This window comes from Gelidibacter salicanalis, from assembly GCF_016469035.1.
Taxonomy (GTDB): Bacteria; Bacteroidota; Bacteroidia; order Flavobacteriales; family Flavobacteriaceae; genus Gelidibacter; species Gelidibacter salicanalis_A.
Genome location: NZ_JAEHJZ010000023.1, coordinates 16,849 through 40,353, shown reverse-complemented (window position 1 = coordinate 40,353; position 23,505 = coordinate 16,849). Strand labels below are relative to the sequence as shown.

At 37.3% G+C, this 23,505-nt stretch carries 23 protein-coding genes and 1 tRNA gene; 10 read left to right on the top strand and 14 right to left on the bottom strand.

Annotation, left to right across the window (positions count from 1 at the left end; all coding sequences use genetic code 11):
- Positions 1-262: 262 nt before the first annotated feature.
- The 3 genes from JEM65_RS10380 to JEM65_RS10370 form a co-directional block, all read right to left on the bottom strand.
- Positions 263-1,114, bottom strand: a complete 852-nt coding sequence (locus JEM65_RS10380) for a nucleotidyl transferase AbiEii/AbiGii toxin family protein (protein ID WP_199599154.1) — start codon at positions 1,112-1,114, stop codon at positions 263-265.
- Positions 1,065-2,087: a type IV toxin-antitoxin system AbiEi family antitoxin gene (locus JEM65_RS10375; RefSeq protein WP_199599153.1), complete on the bottom strand. Its 1,023-nt coding sequence runs from the start codon at positions 2,085-2,087 to the stop codon at positions 1,065-1,067. Before JEM65_RS10375 ends, JEM65_RS10380 begins: the two co-directional genes overlap by 50 nt.
- Before the next feature lie 143 nt (positions 2,088-2,230).
- A complete protein-coding gene (locus JEM65_RS10370) occupies positions 2,231-3,835 on the bottom strand; it encodes a type I restriction-modification system subunit M (RefSeq protein WP_233530610.1) in 1,605 nt (534 codons plus the stop codon).
- 215 nt (positions 3,836-4,050) lie between these two features.
- Between JEM65_RS10370 and JEM65_RS10365 the strand changes: the two genes are divergently transcribed.
- Positions 4,051-4,359 (top strand): hypothetical protein, encoded by a 309-nt coding sequence (locus JEM65_RS10365; RefSeq protein ID WP_199599152.1) that lies wholly within the window; start codon positions 4,051-4,053, stop codon positions 4,357-4,359.
- A 389-nt stretch (positions 4,360-4,748) separates the two neighbouring features.
- Here JEM65_RS10365 and JEM65_RS10360 read toward each other — a convergent pair whose 3' ends face one another.
- On the bottom strand, positions 4,749-6,113 hold the full coding sequence (locus JEM65_RS10360; RefSeq protein ID WP_199599150.1) for a site-specific integrase: 1,365 nt from the start codon (positions 6,111-6,113) through the stop codon (positions 4,749-4,751).
- Between the two features lie 244 nt (positions 6,114-6,357).
- Positions 6,358-6,431 (bottom strand) — tRNA-Arg (locus JEM65_RS10355).
- A 360-nt stretch (positions 6,432-6,791) separates the two neighbouring features.
- On the opposite strand from JEM65_RS10355, the gene JEM65_RS10350 reads away from it, so the two are divergent.
- From JEM65_RS10350 to JEM65_RS10335, 4 genes are all read left to right on the top strand, one after another.
- Entirely contained in the window at positions 6,792-7,352 is a 561-nt protein-coding gene (locus JEM65_RS10350) for a YeeE/YedE family protein (RefSeq protein ID WP_199599148.1), read from the top strand.
- An 89-nt stretch (positions 7,353-7,441) separates the two neighbouring features.
- Positions 7,442-7,855 (top strand): DUF6691 family protein, encoded by a 414-nt coding sequence (locus tag JEM65_RS10345; RefSeq protein ID WP_199599146.1) that lies wholly within the window; start codon positions 7,442-7,444, stop codon positions 7,853-7,855.
- 2 nt (positions 7,856-7,857) lie between these two features.
- Positions 7,858-8,649: a sulfite exporter TauE/SafE family protein gene (locus JEM65_RS10340; RefSeq protein ID WP_199599144.1), complete on the top strand. Its 792-nt coding sequence runs from the start codon at positions 7,858-7,860 to the stop codon at positions 8,647-8,649.
- A gap of 111 nt (positions 8,650-8,760) precedes the next feature.
- Positions 8,761-10,167 (top strand): MBL fold metallo-hydrolase, encoded by a 1,407-nt coding sequence (locus JEM65_RS10335; protein ID WP_199599142.1) that lies wholly within the window; start codon positions 8,761-8,763, stop codon positions 10,165-10,167.
- Positions 10,168-10,267: 100 nt separating this feature from the next.
- Here JEM65_RS10335 and JEM65_RS10330 read toward each other — a convergent pair whose 3' ends face one another.
- The 6 genes from JEM65_RS10330 to JEM65_RS10305 form a co-directional block, all read right to left on the bottom strand.
- Complete coding sequence (locus JEM65_RS10330) at positions 10,268-10,543, bottom strand: ATP-dependent Clp protease adaptor ClpS (RefSeq protein WP_199599140.1); 276 nt, start codon at positions 10,541-10,543, stop codon at positions 10,268-10,270.
- Between the two features lie 62 nt (positions 10,544-10,605).
- The gene (prmA, locus tag JEM65_RS10325; RefSeq protein ID WP_199599138.1) at positions 10,606-11,442 is read right to left on the bottom strand and encodes a 50S ribosomal protein L11 methyltransferase; all 837 of its coding nucleotides are present in this window, start codon (positions 11,440-11,442) and stop codon (positions 10,606-10,608) included.
- A 73-nt stretch (positions 11,443-11,515) separates the two neighbouring features.
- Positions 11,516-12,265 (bottom strand): triose-phosphate isomerase, encoded by a 750-nt coding sequence (gene tpiA / locus JEM65_RS10320; protein ID WP_199599136.1) that lies wholly within the window; start codon positions 12,263-12,265, stop codon positions 11,516-11,518.
- 58 nt (positions 12,266-12,323) lie between these two features.
- Entirely contained in the window at positions 12,324-13,418 is a 1,095-nt protein-coding gene (locus tag JEM65_RS10315) for a BT_3928 family protein (protein WP_199599134.1), read from the bottom strand.
- Positions 13,419-13,466: 48 nt separating this feature from the next.
- Positions 13,467-13,817 (bottom strand): four helix bundle protein, encoded by a 351-nt coding sequence (locus JEM65_RS10310; protein WP_199599132.1) that lies wholly within the window; start codon positions 13,815-13,817, stop codon positions 13,467-13,469.
- A 38-nt stretch (positions 13,818-13,855) separates the two neighbouring features.
- Positions 13,856-14,395: a DUF1599 domain-containing protein gene (locus JEM65_RS10305; RefSeq protein ID WP_199599130.1), complete on the bottom strand. Its 540-nt coding sequence runs from the start codon at positions 14,393-14,395 to the stop codon at positions 13,856-13,858.
- A 163-nt stretch (positions 14,396-14,558) separates the two neighbouring features.
- On the opposite strand from JEM65_RS10305, the gene folP reads away from it, so the two are divergent.
- From folP to JEM65_RS10290, 3 genes are read left to right on the top strand one after another with little or no spacing between them, the layout of a single operon-like run.
- Positions 14,559-15,383 carry a dihydropteroate synthase gene (gene folP / locus JEM65_RS10300; RefSeq protein WP_199599128.1) on the top strand — a complete coding sequence of 275 codons (825 nt, stop codon included), beginning with the start codon at positions 14,559-14,561 and terminating at the stop codon, positions 15,381-15,383.
- 3 nt (positions 15,384-15,386) lie between these two features.
- Entirely contained in the window at positions 15,387-16,067 is a 681-nt protein-coding gene (locus JEM65_RS10295) for a hypothetical protein (protein ID WP_199599126.1), read from the top strand.
- Positions 16,068-16,103: 36 nt separating this feature from the next.
- Positions 16,104-16,886: a diadenylate cyclase gene (locus JEM65_RS10290; protein WP_199599124.1), complete on the top strand. Its 783-nt coding sequence runs from the start codon at positions 16,104-16,106 to the stop codon at positions 16,884-16,886.
- 67 nt (positions 16,887-16,953) lie between these two features.
- Here the strand turns inward: JEM65_RS10290 and JEM65_RS10285 are convergent, their stop codons facing one another.
- Positions 16,954-18,723: an ABC transporter ATP-binding protein gene (locus JEM65_RS10285; protein WP_199599122.1), complete on the bottom strand. Its 1,770-nt coding sequence runs from the start codon at positions 18,721-18,723 to the stop codon at positions 16,954-16,956.
- A 1-nt stretch (position 18,724) separates the two neighbouring features.
- Complete coding sequence (truA, locus tag JEM65_RS10280) at positions 18,725-19,510, bottom strand: tRNA pseudouridine(38-40) synthase TruA (RefSeq protein WP_199599120.1); 786 nt, start codon at positions 19,508-19,510, stop codon at positions 18,725-18,727.
- A 187-nt stretch (positions 19,511-19,697) separates the two neighbouring features.
- Here truA and JEM65_RS10275 point away from each other — a divergent pair, with 187 nt between their 5' ends.
- Positions 19,698-20,189 (top strand): metallophosphoesterase family protein, encoded by a 492-nt coding sequence (locus tag JEM65_RS10275; protein ID WP_199599119.1) that lies wholly within the window; start codon positions 19,698-19,700, stop codon positions 20,187-20,189.
- Between the two features lie 826 nt (positions 20,190-21,015).
- Here JEM65_RS10275 and JEM65_RS10270 read toward each other — a convergent pair.
- Positions 21,016-21,426, bottom strand: a complete 411-nt coding sequence (locus JEM65_RS10270) for a DUF4293 domain-containing protein (RefSeq protein WP_199599118.1) — start codon at positions 21,424-21,426, stop codon at positions 21,016-21,018.
- 221 nt (positions 21,427-21,647) lie between these two features.
- On the opposite strand from JEM65_RS10270, the gene rho reads away from it, so the two are divergent.
- Positions 21,648-23,405 (top strand): transcription termination factor Rho, encoded by a 1,758-nt coding sequence (rho, locus tag JEM65_RS10265; protein WP_199599116.1) that lies wholly within the window; start codon positions 21,648-21,650, stop codon positions 23,403-23,405.
- Positions 23,406-23,505: the final 100 nt, after the last annotated feature.

Genomic DNA, 23,505 nt, shown 5'->3' with positions numbered 1-23,505 from the left:
GTTGTTCCTTTAAGGTGGGGGAAAGAAAATTCAGCTGTCCGGTAGGTCTCTTTTTTGAACGCATTTGACAAGGTTTTATATAGAAAGATACAAAATCCTTGTCTTTTAGGCAAGAATTATTAGTGATATTTTTAATATAAATGACTGATATTTAGGTCGTTGCCGTGTAGTTAAGGTTCGACTAATTCAGAAGATTTAAAAGCATATCCGTTTTGAATATCTGCTACCGTTCCAAGCTTATATGTTTTCCAATTTTTCGGCATTATACTCTGTTTTGATTGATACCCGCAAGGAGGTAGGTTAAAATATTTTTAGCTTTTTCAATGCTGATATCCAAATTTTGGGCCACGGCCAACTCTGGATTTTTGGCTTTGCCATCGTCTTTTATTGCTTCAGTAAGAATTGTGGAAATGGTTTGATTTAAAATTTCATTTTCAGCTAATATAAGCCCCATTTTTTTGCCAATTATTTTTGCCGCTGCGGTTTGTGTATTAAATTGATTATCGTCAAAAACTTCCAAATGTTCGGTATATGCTTCTTCTTCATAGATATCCCAAGCGTGTTTCAATAAAAAAGACAAATCATCAAGATCTTTTGTCCTAAAACTTGGTTTATCATTCCAAGCCAATAATTTTAAAATAAACATCCCTTCAATAGGTGTGACTGGTAATGAATAGCCTTCTTCGGGGATGTCAATATGTTGGATATGCTCCCCTACTTCTTTAAAGCCCAAAACCGATAGAGACACCGCTCTTTCCGTGAAATTAACAGTATAGGCCTCTTCAATTTCGCCATAAGGCATTAAATCCAATATGGTGTTTGTTTTATCATAAACGATCCGGTAAGGCTCAGCTACGCGGCTAAACCCCATCGTACACAATTCTGTTATCAAGGCATTGTAACTAACAAAATCCGGTACCATGATTGCGAAATCTATATCCGCCGTAGCGCGTATAGGTTTGATGCCGCTTTTATACAAATGTACATCCCTGGCGTTGGCACCAATGAGATAATACGTGATACCGTAATTGGAGAATATCTGCTTTAGAGGTTTATAGACTTCACTATGGTTTTGAAAGGAATAGTCCTTGTAAGTTGGGTTGGATGTACTCATTAAATAGTAGTTGTGCTGTTTCTATATTTCTGTTATTACCGCTGTATACTAATTGGGCATATATAATCAATGGATGGACCACGTTTTCGTGACTCATATAATTTTTAGATTGCCCCATCATTTCATCGTCCACCCAAAAAGGTTTATAAACATTTATATCGCCGTTGGCATCGGGAAGCAACCTCAAGTCCTTTGTAATATTATGTTTTCTGGTGTTAGTGAATAATGAAAACATTTCAGGATTCAGATAGTTGGTCAATAATGCTGCAGCAGGTTCTCCTGCCCAAAGCACGCCGCTATTTATAAACTGTTCATTCCAACGTTCTGCATGGCTTTTAGAAAACTTATAGGTTCCGATTTTGTGAGCTGGAAGAATTTTTTCGTTCAATAGAATGATCCATTTGTCCAATAATTCCTCTTTTCTTACCAACTGATATTTTTGATCTTCACTCCACTTTGCCACATAGCCTTCATCAATCAGACCTTGCAAACATTTGCTGACACTACCTAAGGACACATTGCTGACATGAGACAAATGCCTTTGGGTGGCATTGATCTGTTCTGGGTTTTTAAGAAGCTGAAAAATGACTTGTCCTGCAGTGGGCGTAAATACATTGGAGTGCTCACTGTTAATAGGTCTTGCATTATCTTTTTCAATATATACTTTAAGATGGGTTAAGTCGATATATGCATTGCCGAAACTATCAATATAATTGATTTTCTTAGCTTTTAAATGTGTTTTGGCATTGGGCGTAATATAATCGGCAGCGACCAAAAAAGGCGTTCTCTGCTCGGCCATTCCTTCGAAAATGGCAAGGTGCTGTGGCCGCACTTCCCTTTTCAATTCAGCATATACCTTTTCGTCATTAAGGCTTATCACTAAGTCCACAACGCCGTCATGCGATTGAATCTTTTTGATGGCCACCTCAAAATCCAAATTCTGAAACCAATCTTTTAACTTAACAAACTCCATTTTGTTCAATTTTTAATTTTGTTCATGTTACATGAACAATCAAATATAATGAACATATATTGATTTTTACTGAATTATCGCACTTTTGTTCAACTCTAACGACTGTCCAGTTTCCATGAACATCAATTTATAATGAACAGATTTTAAAATTTTTCAAAATTTTCTATTATTTTTTTCTGCAATGTGTTGCCTTTTTCAAATTGTGCTTTCAATTGGATTTTTAAATCGGCCATTTTATCTTCAAAAGGAATCCCATCGTCTTCAACTGCTTCGGTGCCCACGTAGATCCCCGGCGTTAATTTGTAATCCTGTTTTATAACCTCGTCAATAGTGGCATTGTAGCAAAAGCCATCAACATTTTCATAGGAAGCGTTTATGTTCCGCCAACTATGGTAGACTTCGGTAACTTTATCAATATCATCATCAGTAAACACTCTCAGTTTACGGCTTTCCATAGTGCCCATCTTTGAGGTGTCAATGAAAAGGATTTCATTAGTCCGTTCTCTGTGGGTGCCATCTTTTCCATCTCTGTTTTTGCTCAAGATGAAAATGCATGCTGGAATGCCCGTGGTCAAAAACAATTTATCCGGCAACCTCACAATACAATCAATCATGCTATGATCCACCATAAACTGGCGCACATTCTTTTCGCCTCTATTATTGGAAGTCATCGCACCATTTGCCATAACTACACTGGCTGTACCCCTATCACTCAAATGGCTCCAAAAAGTCTGCATCCACATATAGTTGGCATTGCCATCCGTAGTAAACTCTTCTTTAGGACCAAAAAGTCGTGGATCATTTTCTGGCAGATCCTCGGGATGCCATTGGCTCACGTTGAAGGGCGGATTAACAATAATGAAATCCGCTTTCAAGTCAGGGAATTTATCCTGCAATAATGAATCGCCCAAGCGCACATCAAAAGACAGATCACGTAAGGCCAAATTCATTTTACATAAACGCAAGGTGCCATCATAACGTTCCTGCCCGTAAATGGAAATATTGCGCTTGTCGCCACCATGTGCCTGCAAGAATTTTAAAGATTGTACAAACATGCCACCAGAACCACAAGCAGCATCAAAAATTTTACCTTCAAAAGGCTCAATCATTTCTACCATCAACCTTACAATACTGCCAGGCGTAAAAAACTGTCCCGCACCAGAGCCTTCAGCTATGGCGAATTTGCCAATATAATATTCATAAACCCGTCCAAGAATATCACTCTCTGGATTTTCTTTAACTGATAGTTTAGGATTTGCCAACAAATTAATAAGGCCGCCCACCTGTCTTGAGGTCAATTGGCTTTTTACGAAAATTCGTGGTAAGATTCCTTTTAAATCGGGTCTGAAATTAGCAACAGTCTGGTCTAACAAATCAAAGGCATCATCTACCAGGACTTTTATATTATCCTGTTCTGCATTATCCTGTAAAAATTGCCATGTCGCCTCTTTTGGAATGATATAGGTATTCTTTGAAAGATATTCATCCGGATCTTCCAATACGTAAAGTTGCTCTTCTTTATCTAAGGTGTAATAATCAGATTTTTTATCGTTCAAAAGATCCAACAAGTGATCATGCCGTATCTCGTAGCGTTCAGAAATGTGTTTTAGAAATATAAGAGGAAGTACGAAATCTTTATATTGATTTTCTGCAACAGCACCGCGGAGCTCATTGGCAGCTTTCCATAATTCCTGTTCAAAATTGATATCCGCTTTTGAAGTGTTTTGGGTCATAAATAGTTTGGTCATTGTATAAGAAGTTAAAACTAAGAAAATATGTGATAATAAAAGGGCTACAGGGAATTATTATAAGCTCAAATTAATAATGGAAGTGAATTTTAGGAAGGTCGAACATTTATGGAATTCAGGAAGACGATAATTTATCAATTTCAAACCGTAAACCATAGTAAACCAAAAATTTATCATCTTGTAATTCGTATATTTATAAATCGAGACGTATCAAAATGAGTAATTATTGGAATATATTGGGTGTTCCACATAAGGGATGGATTTTAGAAGAGGTTTATGACATCAGAGCTGAGGGACAATCTGCGGATGATACCCAATATGAAACGTGCATGATGTGTAACAACGAGCGCATACGGTATGTACACGTTGTAAGCCACAGGGATTTTGGAGAGGAATTTAAAGTTGGATGTGTCTGTGCTGAGAAAATGACCAATGATTATGTAAATCCCAAAAAGCGCGAAAACCAATTAAGAAATAAATCTCACAGGCGCATCAACTGGCTAAAAAAAAGAATGGAAGGTTAGCAAGAAAGGCAATTCATACTTAAAAATAACGAATCATTTAATTGTCATTTATCAAGACAGATTCACAAAAAAGTTCAAAGTTAATATTTCCGACGTTTTAGGTACAAAACAATTTGAGAATATCGACCAAGCAAAGATGGCCGCATTCAACGGTGTTGAATATATGAAAGAGAAAAACAAATGGTAATTACCGGCCTAACCTGTAAACCACTGAAGTATCAATCACAAATGCCTATCAGCAAACATTTCCTTATTCGCCATATTTACCAAGCTGTATTCAGGGCATTCTATTTTAACCTCATACAAATTAAAATGCTGAGGCTGAACTAAATATCCTACTATTAATTGTCCGTCAAGAAAACAGAAAAATTAGAAATACCACATCATTTCTAATCCGATTTTTCGTTCATTATTTTGTTCAATTTCTTAAGTAGTTCTTCTTTCGTCATATGGGAATAGTTTTTCTTTTCGGCCGCAATAATCTTTTCCCGTAAATGCATAAGTTCTTTTTCCTCTTCAAGTTTTCTCGCCTTTTCATTGAGCCTTTCTTGAACGGCATCCATGTCTGACTTAATTTTGTGATCCATGACACGAGCATAAATTTGAGTGGTTGTAATTTTCGAATGTCCTAATATTTTGGAAACGGTTTCAATAGGCATTCCATTGCTTAGAGCGACCGTTGTTGCAAAAGTGTGACGTGCCATGTGAAAGGTCAGATTTTTTTCAATACCAACCTCAGTAGCAATTTCTTTAAGATAAAGATTTGCCTTCTCATTTGTTATAGAGGGCAAAAGGGTACCAGATATTTCAGTGACTGGATGGGTTTCATATTTATTCAGGATCTGTTCAGCACGAAACAATAACGGAATCTTGATTTTAGTATTCGTCTTTTGCCTAAAAGTGGTAATCCATTTATTGCCCTCATCATCGCCAATCCAAACATTCTTTTTAGTTAAATTTCTGATATCAACATATGAAATGCCCGTGTAACAACTGAAAACAAAAAGATCCCGTACACGGTCCAGTCGGTCAACCTGGAAATGATGTGTTGCCAGTTTAGAAAGTTCGCTATCGGACAAAAACTCTCGGTCCACTTTGTCAAATGTCGATTTCCATCTACGGAAGGGATCATCCTTTATCCATTCAAGATTGTATGCAAGCGTTACTATTTTTCGGAAGCGTTGAATGTGTTTAGTTACGGTATTATGACTCATTGCTTTTGGATGGCCTTTTGGATAGTAGGCATTGAGAAAGTTTTCAAAATCACACAAAAACTCAAAATTCAAACCTGATAGAGAAATATCCACAAGTCGTTTCTTCTTTAAAAACCGCTCAATATAACCTTCAGTAACTTTGAAATTTCTAATTGACCCAATAGCATGGGTATTCTCAATTTTCTTTGAATGATAATCTATAAGATCCTGAAGAGTGTGGCCATTCGAATTTTCATTTAAAAAGAGATTCTTGATGGCTTTGCTGGTCACTTCCTCGCCGTTATCACGCAGCTCTTGATAACACCTAAAAAGTTTCGATTTGGATAAATCCAAATAACGGTTAAATTCCTTAGCGGTCAGTGAGGCACCTTGATGTTTCTGGGTTTTGAAATCCCATTGTTCCATGGCTAACTTTCTTTTGAGACTAATGCTCAATCTTTTTTGATCTACATTAATTCTGGCATAAATGAGACCCTCTCCATTCTTGGATTTCTTTGTATCCATCCAAAATTGAATGGAAAATGTTTTTGAAGTACGCATAACTTTGGCTTTAAATTAAACTTGAATCATCGCGAAAGTCAAATCAAACCTAAAATAATAACCAATATTCAACCTTATGTTGAATCCCTTCGTGGTAGCTAAAGCTACCATTTATAATCTGAACTTACCGAATAGCTACCATAAGCTACCATAAAACATCAAATTATATGAATTCCCAAAAAACAAGAAACCGCGCAAATTCTAGGATTTGCGCGGTTTTGGTGCTTTTTGATAAAGCCTTGAGTGACCTCGACTGGATTCAAACCAGTAACCTCTTGAGCCGTAATCAAGTGCGCTATTCAGTTGCGCCACGAGGCCTTTTAAAGTGGCTGCAAATATAATACTTTTATTAAAATACTACCAAACATTTTAATCCAAAATTGTAAATGTTTCTCTTTTAAAGCCTGCAGCCCCAGAATTCTGAACTTTTCTAATAGGTTAAACGCAAAACTAGAACTTTTAAAAAACACTTAAAACACTAAATCAAAACGTCTTAGAGGGAATCACATGTCAAATATCATCATTATTAGCACTCTTTAAATCATCAGGTCATATTTAAAATACATTTCCTGGATTCTAAAAATAGTAGTAAGCAGCTATCAAAAAGGCTTTTTTTAGCCTACAAAATTTATAAATCATCTTTAGTACCCTTACATTTGCATTAAATTTAAAATTTTAATGAACCACATTTTACAACCTTGGCCTTGGTATGTTGCCGGCCCAATGATGGCACTTATTATGTTTACTCTTATTTATTTTGGGAAAACATTTGGCATGTCTTCAAATTTAAAAACCTTTTGCACCATTGCAGGAGCCGGTAAAAAAACAAAATTCTTTGACTTCGATTGGAAAGCTCAGAAATGGAATCTCACAGTGGTTTTAGGAGCAGTAATCGGCGGATTTATCGCTCATTTTTTACTCTCTGTACCAACTGATATGGATTTAAATCCTGTAACTGTTGAAAGCCTATCACAATTAGGGTTTGAAAATGCTGGAAAATCACTGTTGCCAGCAGAGCTTTTTAGTTGGGAGTCGGCCTTAAGCTTAAAAGGATTGTCTATTTTAATTATTGGTGGTTTCTTGGTTGGTTTTGGAACACGTTACGCAGCAGGTTGTACTTCTGGTCACGCCATCACAGGACTCAGCACTTTACAATTGCCGTCATTAATTGCCGTTATCGGTTTTTTCTTAGGTGGATTAATCATGATTCATTTAGTATTCCCATTAATTTTCGGTTAACATGACATGTCAATTTGCAAGCCCTAGATTACTCAAAAAGTTGACACGGAAATTGCTTCTGACCTTTGCACCACATAAAAAACACACAAATGAAATTTATAAAATTCTTACTCGTTGGAATTGTCTTTGGGATTGTTCTGGTAAAATCCGAAGCCGTATCTTGGTATCGCATTTATGAAATGTTCCGTTTTGAATCATTTCACATGTATGGTATTATTGGGTCGGCTGTGGTCATAGGAATACTGTTGATGCTCATTACAAAAAAATTCAAGTTCAAAAACATAGAGGGTGGCTTAATGAGCGTACCCAATAAAGAAAAAGGTCTGACCCGCTATATTGTTGGCGGCACGCTATTCGGATTGGGCTGGGCTTTGTCCGGCGCTTGTCCAGGCCCGATGTACATTCTGGTTGGCACTGGCTTTTTTACAATAATCATCGTTATTTTAGCTGCTATATTAGGCACTTATGCCTATGGCGTTTTTAGAGATAAACTACCGCAGTAATTATGGATACACTGCACATTTTTGGTTTTATTGGAGCGTTGTTAGTTGGCTTCGTGCTAGGGCTAATTGGTGGCGGCGGTTCCATATTAACAGTGCCTATTTTAGTGTATCTATTAGGGTTTAATCCTATTATTGCTACGGCGTATTCCTTATTTATTGTGGGATCATCGTCTTTGGTTGGAACGTTCCAAAAACACAAGAAAAAACTGGTCGATTTTAAAATAGGCTTAATTTTTTCGTTTCCATCATTTGTGGCCGTCTATTTAACCCGACGCTATTTGGTACCTGGACTCCCCGATACATTTTTCCAATGGAATGACTTCACACTGACCAAAGAAGTGGCCATCATGTTGTTTTTTGCAATTATCATGTTGTTATCTTCAATTTCAATGATCAGAAAGAAAAAAGAAGTTGAAGGACCTCACAAAAATCAACCTTACCACCTCACGTTTATCCAAGGCCTCATTATCGGAACCATTACTGGACTGATCGGTGCGGGTGGCGGATTTTTATACGTACCAGCTTTGGTGCTTTGGGCAAACCTTCCAATGAAAAAAGCGGTAGGCACATCATTGGTGATCATCACGTTAAATTCGCTTATCGGATTTACGGGCGACATTCAAAACATTGCTATAGGATGGACCTTCCTACTCACTTTTTCAGGATTGACCATAATTGGCATAATTTTAGGAGGATACGCTTCCAAATACGTTTCCAATCAAAGTTTAAAACGAGGGTTTGGTTATTTCACCTTAATCATGGCGTGCTACATCATGTATATGGAATTGACCTGATAAAGGGTAACCAACGTTACAATAGCACCGCGATGGATGTTGCAGCTTTGAGCCCGGAAGTGTCTTTAAAAATTAAGCTTCTCTTTTGAGGGAATTCAAAAATAAAAATTTATGAAAATAGAACAAATATATACAGGTTGTTTGGCCCATGGGGCATATTATATTGAATCTGATGGTGAAGTGGCCATTATAGATCCGTTGCGAGAAATCCAACCTTATATGGATAAAGCCAATGCTGAAAATGCCATCATCAAATATGTTTTTGAAACGCATTTTCATGCCGATTTTGTCTCTGGACACGTTGATTTAGCTAATACAACCGGCGCGACTATTGTTTACGGCCCTGGAGCTGAGACAAGCTACGACATTCATTCTGCTACAGATGACGAAGAATTCAAAATTGGAAAAATCAAGATCAAAGCCTTACATACCCCTGGACATACTCTAGAATCGACTACCTTTCTGTTGATAGATGAAAATGGAAACAATCATGCTATTTTCTCAGGTGACACCCTGTTTTTAGGCGATGTGGGACGACCAGATCTAGCCATTAAATCTGATTTAACCAAGGAAGATTTAGCAGGAATGCTCTACGATTCACTTCGTACAAAAATTATGACCTTGGCTGATGACGTTATTGTGTATCCCGCACATGGTGCTGGTTCTGCATGTGGAAAAAATTTAAGCAAAGAAACCGTGGGCACTATTGGCGATCAGAAAAAAACCAACTATGCCCTTCGTGCTGATATGACTAGAGACGAATTTGTAAAAGAAGTGTTGGACGGTATGCCTCCACCACCCCAGTATTTTGCAAAAAATGCGATGCTGAACAAAACGGGCTACGACGCTTTTGAGCAGGTTTTAGAAACCGGAAATGTGCCGTTAAGTCCAGAGGATTTTGAAACCATGGCCAACCATGAAGATGCTTTGGTCCTGGATGTCAGAACTCAAGAAGATTTTATTTCAGGCCATGTACCTAATTCTATATTTATAGGCTTGAACGGACAATTTGCTCCGTGGGTTGGGGCTTTGATAACCGACTTGAAGCAACCGTTGATTCTGGTGGTTCCTGAAGGTAAAAGCGAAGAAGCTGTGACCCGTTTATCCCGTGTGGGCTACGACAACACATTGGGTTATTTAGAAGGTGGAATTAAGGCTTGGAGAGCTGCTGGTAAAGATGTGGGGACTTTGGAATCCATTTCTGTGGAAGCATTTGTTAATAAAGCAAAATCGCAAGACATTAATATTCTTGATGTGAGAAAAGATGGCGAATACAATTCGTCCCATTTAGAAGATGCACAACATTTTGCTCTCGATTTCATCAATGAGAATATGAATCAAATAGATGCTAAGAAAACTTATTTCCTTCATTGCGCTGGTGGTTACCGTTCTGTTATTGCGGCGTCTATCTTAAAAGCACGAGGATTTGATAACTTGGTGGATGTAGCCGGCGGATTTGCAGCCATTAAGGAAACTGATTTAATAACTACAGAGTTTGTCTGTCCTTCAACTTTATAAAAAGAGTCAGTTTTAAGAACTGAAATCATATATAATTGCAAAAGACCTCACAGATTTAAAACATGTGAGGTCTTTTAGTTTTGTAAAAGTATGTCATTGTCTAAACTATCTCGGCACTCAACCCTGCTTGCAAAAGCTTGGAACAACGTGGCTCAAGATCGTCATACGAACCCGTTTTTACAGTACATTTTCCTTTGTAATGTACTAATATGGAACATTGCTCCGCTTGTTCTGGCGTATGATCGCAGGCGTAGATTAAGGTGTCTATAACATAGTCAAACGTATTGACCTCATCATTGTACAGCACAATCTCGTTTAGTTTGTCTTCTTGGGTATCAACGAGAAGGTCTTCTTGAATTTTCTCTTTAGTACTCATTTTTTAGTCTTCATTATACAGATATTAGCCTGCAGTTGATAATTATACGCTATTGGGTGTAACTAATTTACGAATTTTAGAGCAACCCATTTGTTTTTTTCTAATCTTTCAACGTAGGATAATCCGTGTTTATTGCATTCTTCTTTAATGGCAGGAATGTCGTCAACATAAAAGCCACTTAGAAACATTGTTCCATTCGGATTCATACATTTTGCGTAGGCTCCCAAATCATTTAAAAGAATGTTTCGGTTGATGTTGGCAATCACCACGTCATATTTTTGATTTTTTAACAGGCTTGCATCGCCTTCCAATACCGTAATGTGTTCGCAATTATTACGCTCCACATTTTCCATACTGTTTAAATAACACCAGTTGTCATAATCAATGGCATCAATAGGTTTTGCGCCTTTCATTTCAGCAAGAATAGCTAAAACGCCTGTCCCACAGCCCATATCTAAAACAGATTTATCCTTGAAATCGTTCTTAAGAATATGCTGAATCATCATGTGTGTAGTTTCATGATGCCCTGTTCCAAAACTCATTTTTGGCTCAATAATAATATCGTACGCAGTATCTGGTTTTTCGTGAAAAGGTGCTCGTACTGAACACACACCATCCACCACAATAGGATTAAAATTCTTTTCCCATTCTTCATTCCAATTGGTGGGTTCTATATCTTCAAAGGTATATGTGATTTCAAATTCATCAGAATCTAAAATCTGGATCTCTTCAAGAATATTGGCATTCCATTCGTCCTTCTGAATGTAGGCTGTAACGCCTTCTTCAGTTTCCACAAAACTTTCAAAGCCTGCATAGCCCAATTCTGCAATTAGAATCTCTGTTCCGGGTTGCAAAGGCGCCACTTTAAACTGATAACCGATATAGATGGTATTTGACATTTATGATACACAATTTGATGATGATCCACCGAGTTGAAAACATCAACCCGCCACAACATGATTTTATTAAAAATTAGAACGCATTCGCAATGGCAAAAAAGTCTTCAGCATTTAACGCTGCACCGCCAATCAATCCACCATCTACATCCGGTTTAGAGAAAATCTCTTTGGCGTTGCTTGGCTTAACACTACCCCCGTATAAAATAGAGACTTCATTTGCAAAATCATTGCCGTATTTGGCAGCTAATGTTTTTCTAATAAAAGCATGCATATCTTGAGCTTGCTCTGGGCTTGCTGTTTCTCCCGTCCCAATTGCCCAAACAGGCTCATAGGCCAATACAATACTGTTAAGTGCCGAGGCATCTAAATGAAATAAGGCGTTTTTAATTTGATTGCCAACGACAGTTTCGTGGTTGTCAGATTTTCTGTCTTTTAATTCTTCTCCAAAACAGAAAATAATCCGCAATTCATTTTTTAGAGCGGCATCAACCTTTTTTGCTAAAATGGCATCTGTTTCATTAAAATAGGCACGGCGCTCACTATGTCCTAAAATAACCGTTTTAATGCCGAGACTTTTGAGCATTGGGGCACTAACCTCACCCGTGTAAGCTCCAGAATCAGCAAAATGCATATTTTGTGCAATCACTTCAATAGGATGCTCTTTTAGGGTGTTGAACGCTTGCCAAAGATTTGTAAAGGATGGCGCAATCATGACTTCAACATCAGACGGGTTGTTTTGCAATTTCAATTCTCTGATCAATGTTTCGGTTTCCGATAAATCATTGTTCATTTTCCAATTTCCTGCTACTATATTTTTTCTCATATCCTAATTTAAATCCATTTCAATTGAACGGACTTCTGTATTTAATTAATATTATGGTTTATAATTTTAAATCTTCAATATCGTTCCAATGTTTTTTCTGCATCACGGTCCCTTTATTTAAAATGACCACACCAGGATTTGCACGTACAATGGTTTTTAGTACCTTTTCATCGCACAGATAAAAATCAAAATCGAAGTCATACTTCGCCTTGATCTCCTGTTTGGTGGCTTCGTCAGAAGTGGTCATGCCAATAACGGTATATCCTTTTTTAAGCGCTTCATCTGACAGCGCCTTCAATTTTGCCATTCCTTCTTTTTCTGATGATTTCAGATTGTAAGCCACAATCATCATCAACTTATCCTTTTCCAGGAAATAGGACGTCAAATCTTCATCTTCTGATTCTATAGAGAAATCTTGGATTTTAGGAATATCAGCGGCTTGAATTTCTTTGGTTTCTACGTTGATAATATCATCGTATTCAGCTGGCCCTTGTCCGCGGTCTGTCAATACTTTTTCTTCACCATTGAGCGTATAGGTCCACTCATAATCAATAATCGCTCTCTTGGCATCAGGTGCAAGTTGCATGTTTTCTTGAAGGTTATCACCAATTTTATAAGCTCTAAAATCAATAGCAGGCAAATGCATAAGCACATAATACGCAAATGAAAGTGACACCAAAAAGCTAAGGAGCGCGACAACGGTTGTCCCTAATTTACTAAAAATAGGCTTAATATGTTTAACGCCCAAAAAGAGAATGAGTATAAAGAACAATAAGATGATGTCTTTGGTAAAACTCTGCCACGGCGTCAGCGGCATGGCGTCCCCAAAGCATCCACAGTCTTTCACTTTATCAAAATATGCCGAATAAAAGGTAAGAAACGTGAAAAAGATGATCATCAACAACAAACTCCATACTGTAAATCTGGGCTTATAGCCCATGAGTAGAAAGATGCCCAAAACAACCTCAAAGACCACAACAATAATCGCAATGCCTAAAGCATACGGTTCCAAAAACGGAATGTTTAAAACCGCTGTACTGAAATATTCTTGAAGCTTATAAGCAAAACCCAAAGGATCATTCAGCTTGACAAAACCCGAAATGACAAACAGAAGGCCAACTACTATTCTACTGATGGTAACTAGATATTTCATAAAAACTCAAAATTTTAAATTCAAAAATCCGATACAAGATTTGAAAAACTACTCTACTTTATTAATTATTGCTGATAACATCCCTTTTAATTCTTCCGATTCAATGATCAATGTTTCAATTTCTACGGATTGTTCTTGATTAAAAGGCTCTAACATCCGTAACCAATACCCACATTCTTTTGCCTCTACATGAGCTGTTTTACATCTCAATAAAAAATCCTTATCTCCCACTTTCTTATTTGCTTCTATATAGTTTGCGACAATAGCTTCTGAAGATCTGATCAATTGTTTGCAATCTTCAGCGTTTGAGACTGTAGTAGTCAACGTTTTAGCGAGATCCCTACAATCATTTGCAAACTTAAAAGCTCGTTTTTCAAGATGATGTGATCGCTGCTCCATGCCGTATTGGAATTTGGTTTTTTACTTCTTCAGTTTACTTAACCTTGTTTAAGCAAGATTAAGGCAAACACAGCATAATTAATCATATCCTGATAATTGGCATCAATCCCTTCACTCACCAGCGTTTTGCCAGCGTTATTTTCAATTTGTTTTACTCGCAATAATTTCTGCAAAATAAGATCGGTCAAACTGCTCACTCTCATCTCGCGCCACGCTTCACCATAATCGTGATTTTTATTCATCATCAGCGCTTTAGACACAGCTACCTTTTCGTCATAAAGCTCGCTAGCTTCATCAAGAGAAATATCCGGTTTTTCTACAACACCCCGATCTAACTGTATCAGTGCCATTAAACAATAATTGATGATGCCCATAAATTCACTCTCCTCCCCTTCATCCACCTTGCGTTCTGCATTTTGCTGCAACCCTCTGATGCGTTGTGCCTTTATGAAAATTTGATCAGTAAGTGATGGAAGCCTCAAAATGCGCCATGCACTGCCATAATCGGACATTTTATTAACAAAGAGATTTCTGCATTTTTCAATAACGGCATCATATTGTTTTGAGGTATCTTGCATAGAAACTGGTAATTTTGCGTAAATTTCGCCTAAATAGTTCAGAGTTCAAAGTTCAGAGTTCAAAGTTTTGTAGATATAGAACAAAATTTTAGTTAAAATCTATAAATTTGAATTTTGACCATATCAAGCTCTAATTTTAACCTTTAAAATCGGAAAAAACATCATGACCATAAATTGCAAGGGAGCGCTTATTGATTTAACAGTTCCGAAAGTCATGGGTATTTTGAACCTTACTCCCGATTCTTTTTATGATGGCGGTGTTTATAAAAGCGAATCTACTATTTTAAAGAAGGTTGAAAAAATGTTAAACGAAGGCGCTACTTTTATTGACTTAGGCGCTTACAGTTCTCGACCAAATGCCAAACACATTAGTGAAAATGAAGAGTTAAAGCGTTTACTTCCGGTGTTAAAGTTGTTGACCTCTACATTTTCTGATATTCTGATCTCTATTGACACCTTCCGGAGTGAGGTTGCCAAACAATCTATTTATGCCGGCGCTTGTATGATCAATGATATTTCTGCAGGTAAAATGGACGACAAGATGATGGAAACTGTAGCAAACCTTAATGTACCCTATGTGATGATGCACATGAAAGGCACGCCACAGGACATGCAACAACACGTGGACTACGAGTACATCCTAAAGGACATTCTGTTTTATTTCTCTGAACGCATTGCTGCCGCAAAAGCTGTAGGCATTATTGATGTAATTGTAGATCCAGGCTTTGGGTTTTCGAAAACAACCGCTCAAAATTATGACGTATTAAAACACTTGAATTCTTTTAAAATACTTGAAAAACCAATTTTGGTTGGTTTTTCAAGAAAATCCATGATCTATAAAGTGCTAAACGCCTCAGCCACTGAAGCTCTAAACGGCACCACAGTTTTAAATACTATTGGTCTGCAACAAGGCGCTTCAATATTGCGCGTCCATGACGTTAAAGAAGCCATGGAATGCATTCATCTTACCCAACAACTAACAGCATAAGCCATGAAGCATATACTATTCTTTTTTATTCTTTTGACCTTTTCCTGTTCCAAGGAAAAATCGGTCCTATTACCTGAAATAACCAATGCAACCATCACACAAGTCACGGATGTTTCACCGGCGTATCTCTTTTATGATGAAACAAAAACAGACAGTATTGAGATGAACAGAGGCAACTTGATCAGCACCACCAATTGGCTTGTTAATGTTGACAAACGGCTCACTTTAGATCAGGTTATTCCCAGAATCATCATGTTACAGAATAAGAAGCGGGATGCTGAAGTCCATAAAAACGAAAACGCCAAAAACTTTTATACCTGTAACGACACTAGTATTAAAAACCTCGGATTTTTGGAGTTTACAAACGTAATTTATAAAACCGATTATGTATCCCCTAATGTTGCTTCAGATTATGAAAACCCCAGGGAACATAGAATTATTCTTGATTTTAGCAGTTCACAGGACATAAAATTAGTAACGATTTTAAAAGATTCAATCCTCAAAAAATCGACACTACAAACATTAAAAGACGATATTGAAAATTTACCACAGGAAGGATCATATGAACTCATTCTAAATATCAACGACAAGTTGACTTTTCAAGATTATATTTCATTTAAATCGATTTTATCCAAGATAGATTCATCCAAAATTACCCTCAACGAAAACGAATTCATTTATTAAGCATATTTTTTTAATTTTACAAAAAACAATTCAGCATTGGACCAGCTTAAATTTTGGGATTTCGGCATCATAGATTTTATAGATGTTTTTCTCGTTGCCATCCTTCTATATTATGTTTACAAACTCGTAAAGGGTACCGTTGCCATAAATATCTTTATTGGCATCATTATCATTTATTTTGTCTGGAAACTGACCACTTTTCTCAAAATGGGACTGTTGAGTACCATTTTTAGTGGTTTTATGGATGTAGGGATTATTGCGCTGATTGTGGTCTTTCAACCTGAAATACGGAAGTTTTTACTGATGGTGGGTTCTACAAATTTTGGAAATAAGCGCAAATTTTTAAGACACCTTAATTTTTTGAAGACAGAAGAACAGGTCCAGACAGATGTGGAAGTTATCATATCTGCATGCCATAAAATGGCTTCTACCAGAACAGGCGCGCTAATTGTATTGGAACGCAGTAATAATCTCGATTTTTTGACCAGCTCTGGTGATGAAATGAATATTAAGGTTACCCAACCCATCATTGAAAGTATATTTTTCAAAAACAGCCCGTTACATGATGGCGCCATTGTGATTGCCAATAACACAGTTAAGGCCACTCGCGTGATTCTTCCGGTGAGTAATGAACGTAACATTCCGCAACGTTTTGGGCTACGCCATAGAGCTGCCGTTGGAATTACTGAGAAAACAGATGCTTTGGCAATTGCCGTAAGTGAAGAAACAGGACAAATCAGCTATATAAAAAATGGTGAATTTGTGATGTTTAAAGACAATGCCGAACTCATAGATATAATTAGAAAAGACTTGGCATAAATTACTAATAGCCATCAACGACAGGACTAATTGGAGTGGTGCTCTCTAAAGTCTTGCCTGAAGTAATTCAGACTGTTTCCGTCTTCAAAAACTGCACCTCGTAAAGATTTTTATAATATCCATCTTTATTTTGAAGTAACTGATGGTGTGTTCCTTGTTCCACAATACGTCCAGAATCCATAACAATAATACTATCCGCTTTTTGAATTGTGGCCAAACGATGCGCAATAACAATAGAGGTTCTCCCTTTTGTTATTTTATCTGTGGCAACTTGCATCAATTGCTCAGAATAGGAATCTACAGAAGAAGTGGCCTCATCTAAAATTAAAATACTCGGATTGGTCACGTAGGCTCTCAGAAACGAAATCAACTGTCTTTGGCCGGAAGACAACATCACCCCACGCTCTTTAACGTTATAATCGTAACCGTTTGGCAAACTCATAATAAACTCATCAATGCCAATATCCTTTGCGGCCTGCTTTACCCGCTCTTCAGTAATGCCAGGATTATTGAGCGTGATATTATTCATAATAGTATCAGCAAAAAGAAACACATCTTGAAGCACCACCGCAATCTGCGCTCTTAAGGAGTGCAAGGTCATCTCTTTGATATTCACGTCATCAACGTAAATAGTTCCCTTTTGAATATCGTAAAAACGGTTCAGCAGATTAATAATAGTCGATTTTCCTGCACCCGTGGCACCAACTATAGCAATGGTTTGGCCTGAATTTACGTCAAATGAAATCCCTTTTAAAACTTCTTCATCATCAATGTAAGAGAAATGTACATTTTCAAATTTGATGTTGCCTTTAAAGTGGGCGGCTTCAATGGTACCTACATCGTCAATTTGAGATGTGGTATCCAACACATCAAAAACACGGTTGGCGGCTACAATGCCCATTTGCAACGTATTAAATCTATTAGCGATTTGGTTTAAGGGTCTAAACAACATTGGGATCATCATAATAAAAGCGAACAAATCGCCTTGAGAGGCCAAATCATCAGAAATAATATTCAGTCCGCCATACCACACCACAAGACCTAAAGTCAAGGACGATAAAAATTCGGCAATTGGAAAAAACACAGAGTTATACCATACTGTTTTTAACCATCCTTTTTTATGGCGTGCATTGATTTCCTTAAACTTTCTATACTCGGTGTCTTCTCTTGTAAACAACTGTAATATTTTCATTCCCGTAACACGTTCCTGCACAAAAGAATTGAGATTGGAAACTTCATTACGGACATCTTCAAAGGCAACCTTCATGTAGCGTTGGAAGATTTTGGTTGCAAAAAGCACAATTGGTAAGGTTGTAAAGACCAATAGACCGAGCTTCCAATTCATAAATAACATGACGCCACCTACAACCAACATTTTGAGAATATCACTAAAAATCATAAAAAGTCCTTCACCAAAAATATCGGAGATTCGCTCCATGTCGGTCACCGTTCTGGTAATTAAGACCCCTACAGAAGAGTTATCAAAATATTTCATTTTAAAACTCATGATGTGCTTAAACAGCTTCACTCTAATATCTCTAACGACAGATTGCCCCAACCAACTGGAATTGTAGATAAACAGCAACTGACACACCACCTCAAGCATCAACAGTACAATCATGATGATGATGTAGTACATAAACCCATCATATTGTTGAAGTTCAATATGATTATCAATTGCCTGTTGCAATACATAAGGTCTCAACGCTCCAAAAACAGCCAAACCCGTAACAAACAGTAAAGTAAATGTAAACACGAGTTTATAGGGCTTGATGTATTGCATCAAGCGCTTGAAGAGGTTCACGTCATAAACTTTGGTTTTCTTTTTGGCACTCATATTATATAGCGTTAAAAATGGTATCAGGATATTGAATATCCGTTAAATATAAGCCTTGAGCCGGAACCGAAAAGCCGGCTTCTCCCCTACTTTTAGATTTGATAATGTCATGCAATTGCGCCACCTCCAGTTTTCCCAAACCAATATTGACCATGGTACCCACAATGGCGCGTACCATATTTCTTAAAAAACGATCGGCAGTTATGGTAAAGGTCAATTCTGTATCTTGCAATACCCAAGCTGCTTCTTTAATATCACAATAATACGTTTTTACGTCAGTATTGCTTTTAGAAAAGCATTGAAAATCTTTATACTGCAATAATATTTTGCAGGCTTCATTCATTTTATCAAGATCTAATGGCAGATGGATTTTATATGCAAAATCGTGGGTAAACACATTTTTGGTATTAGAAATACGATACTTATAGGTTCTGCTCAGCGCATGAAATCTGGCATGTGCTTTATCTCTTACCTCAAAAATGCGGTGGATGGCAATATCATGCGGTAAAAACCAATTGATCTTAAAAATCAGCGTGTCAATATCAAATGGGTCTTCCATATCAAAATGCGCAAACATTTGTGAAGCATGAACCCCGGCATCCGTACGTCCTGCACCCATAATTTTTATAGGAGCCCTCAATAAGGTGATCAATGCATGTTCTAAAACTTGTTGTACAGAAATAGCATTTGGCTGATTTTGCCAACCATGATAGGCTTTTCCGTTATATGACAATTCGATAAAATATCTCAACGTGACTGTGGTAGATTTGAAAGTTACATCAGACATACGTCCGATACACTTATCTCTGAAAGAACGAAGCTCTGACACGGGATAAAACGCTACTTACGGATAAATTAATGCCTTTATCACTATTTTTGTGATTTGCAAAGATAACTAGATTTACGTTTTAAAATCGTACAGGTCTTATAAACCTCAGCGGTTTCATAATAAATTTAAAGTAAAATACACCAACTTGAAAAAAATACTTCTACTTTCAGATACTCATAGCTATATTGATGACGCTATTTTAAAGCATGTTAAACACGCAGATGAAGTGTGGCATGCGGGCGATATTGGCAACTTAGATGTTACAGACACCATAAAAAAACTAAAACCACTGAGGGCTGTTTACGGAAATATTGATGACACACAAGCCCGTATGGAATTCCCTGAAAACAACCGATTTATGTGCGAAGGTGTTGATGTTCTCATGACTCATATTGGTGGTTATCCCGGAAAGTATAACCAGCGGGTTCGGGAATTACTATATCAAAATCCTCCGAAACTTTTTATCTGCGGACACTCGCACATTCTTAAAGTGATGCCGGACAAACAATTAAACTTGTTGCATATGAATCCGGGTGCTGCAGGGAAGCATGGGTTTCAAAACGTAAGGACCATGCTTCGTTTTACCATTGATGGGAGTAAGATTGATAATTTGGAAGTGATAGAGTTTAAGAAGTAAGGATTGATTTTTTATGAACAATTCAGGTGATGAATTCATTCTGTTTTTAATTTTCATGTATCATAAACATGAAAGTTATTGGGTATTAATAAGATCAGTCAGCTGATAGACTATGATAATTCAATAAACCACTATGGATTGGAAATCCATAGTTTTAAACAAAAGAATGAAATTCTTTTCTGATACTAGTTTGTCATTCCGAATGAGGCACGAAGAGGAATTATATTATTATAAGATTTCTCGTCACTCGTTCCTCGCTCTGTCGAAATGACAACATGCTCTTAAAAGTTTATATAAACTAAAGTAACTGCAATGAATCCCGATAGCTATCGGGAGCAGGGTTTTAACCTTTAACTAGATACTAAAAGCTGCTTTATAGCGGGGACGATTTCATTCTGGATTTTTCAATGCATCTTCGGCTTTTTAAACCACTGAATTATTGAAGAGATCCCGCTTTGCGGCGGGATTAGTTCAACCAGCAAAACCCAATGCGCCTTCGACTTTTGGAATCATAGAACTAATTGAAGAGATCCCGCTTTGCAGCGGGATTAGTTCAACCAGCAAAACCCAATGCGCCTTCGGCTTTTGGAATCATAGAACTAATTGAAGAGATCCCGCTTTGCAGCGGGATTAGTTCAACCAACAAAACCCAATGCGCCTTCGGCTTTTGGAATCATAGAACTAATTGAAGAGATCCCGCTTTGCAGCGGGATTAGTTCAACCAGCAAAACCCAATGCGCCTTCGGCTTTTGGGTTTTGGGTTTCACTAAAAAAACCCGAGATCTTCACCTCGGGTTTACGCACTAACAAAATTAAGATATAAGGGTTATCGTAATCTATCGACAGATTTTACAAGATCTTCATCCTTTTTTATGGCCTTGTTGGCTAACACCAAAAACACGATAGTTAAAATAGGAATAAAAATCCCAACGCCTTTCTCTGAAATTTGACTTTCTCCAGGCGCCATTAGCAATTGATACACAAATAATCCTAATAAAATAAAGTTTAATATGATATTAAGTCGTCCCAATACAAATTGGAACTTCCTGTTTTGATAGTTAAATATTGAAATCAAAGATAATGCAGCTGAACCAAAAAACATAGCTAAATATAACATTTCGTCCTTAGCATACACAAGCACCTCGTGAGTATTGGTCCACAAATGGAATACAAATATCAAGCCGCAAGAACAGATGGCTGCTATAAGTAAGTATACGGTTTGAATGCGCTGTAACATGAGTTATTCTAAAAAATTAAAGCTCAAAATTAATAGTTTCTTTTTAAAACATACCGTAATTTTTAAAATAAAATTGTATTATTGCAATAACATTGTGTTACTCGCAGAGTGATAGGCTGTTAAATCTTCAAAAAATTACATTCGATTTTTCCTCTTCTTAATTCTAAATAAGCATCGGAACAAGTCCAATTTCAATTTTATAATAATATTCATAAACATACATGTTTGAAATTTCGCAATTAAAAGAAAAGAAGCTTTCTGATTTACAGGAAATAGCTCAAAAATTAAATGTACCCAAATACCGTACGCTCAAAAAACTAGACTTAGTATATCAAATTCTTGATGTGCAGGCCGCTAATCCGGATGTAGTAAAAACAGAAATCGCCGCAACCACTGATGTTAAGGCTGAAACGCCAAAAACATCAAAAACACCTCCAAAGAAAAAAAGAGAGCGTGTTGAGAAAAAACCAGCATCAGATCAGCCTCAACAAAAAATGGAGCTGCCTGACCTTAAAGCTGAAGACACAAAACCTCAGGCTCAGCCATCAGAAACTAAGAAACCAGAACCAAAGGCTGCTGCTCCCGTAGCTGCACCAACTCCGGTTGCCCATACGGATAAGAAAGAAACGCCTCGTGTAAAAAAAGCTGAGCATCGCGAGAAAAAACAACATACCCCAAAAGACAAGGACGCTACCAACAAACCTCAAGCTAAAGACAACAGGCAACAGCGCTCTAATGACACTAATGGGAACAAATCAAACCCTAGAGACAACAATAATCGTGATAATAGTGCGCATGCATCTTCAAAAGTAAACAACGGGAATAAAGATACCCGGAACCGTTACAGAGAACCGGATTTTGAATTTGATGCTATTATTGAAAGTGAAGGCGTGTTAGACATCATGCAAGATGGCTACGGGTTTTTACGCTCTTCAGATTACAACTACCTCTCTTCTCCTGACGATATTTATGTATCACAGTCACAAATAAGATTATTTGGTTTGAAAACTGGAGACACTGTTCTTGGGCATGTGAGACCCCCTAAAGAAGGTGAAAAGTATTTCCCTTTAATTAAAGTAAGCAGAATTAATGGTCAAAAACCGGAAGTTGTTAGAGATCGCGTATCTTTTGAGCACCTAACCCCTTTATTCCCTCAAGAAAAATTCAATCTTGCGGAAAGACAGAGTACCATTTCTACCCGAATTATGGATTTGTTCTCTCCAATTGGTAAAGGACAGCGTGGTATGATTGTATCACAACCAAAAACAGGTAAAACAATGCTATTAAAGGATGTAGCGAATGCAATTGCAGCCAACCATCCTGAAGTATATCAAATGATCCTATTGATTGATGAACGTCCTGAAGAGGTTACAGACATGCAACGTAATGTACGAGGTGAAGTTATTGCCTCTACCTTTGATAAAGAAGCCCATGAGCACGTTAAAATTGCCAACATTGTTTTAGAAAAAGCAAAACGTTTGGTAGAGTGTGGACACGATGTGGTGATATTATTGGATTCAATTACCCGTTTAGCAAGAGCATACAATACCGTTCAACCTGCCTCTGGTAAAATATTAAGTGGTGGTGTTGATGCCAATGCCTTACACAAACCAAAACGTTTCTTCGGTGCTGCCCGTAATATTGAAAATGGTGGATCATTAACCATTATTGCAACTGCATTAACTGAAACAGGTTCTAAAATGGACGAAGTGATCTTTGAAGAATTTAAAGGAACTGGTAACATGGAATTGCAATTGGATAGAAAAATATCTAACCGTCGTATTTTCCCTGCTATTGATTTGACGTCGTCAAGCACTCGTAGAGATGATCTATTGTTGGATGAAAATACCATCCAAAGAATGTGGGTGATGCGCAAATATCTTGCAGATATGAATCCTGTGGAAGCTATGGAATTCATTAACGACCGATTCAAAAAAACCAGAAATAATGAAGAGTTTTTATTATCTATGAATGGATAAGTAAGAGTTATAATATAGTTAAAAGCCCCAGAACCGTAAGGTTCTGGGGCTTTTGTTTTATAGACCACGGACATACTTCATTCTGATTAACCTCTACATA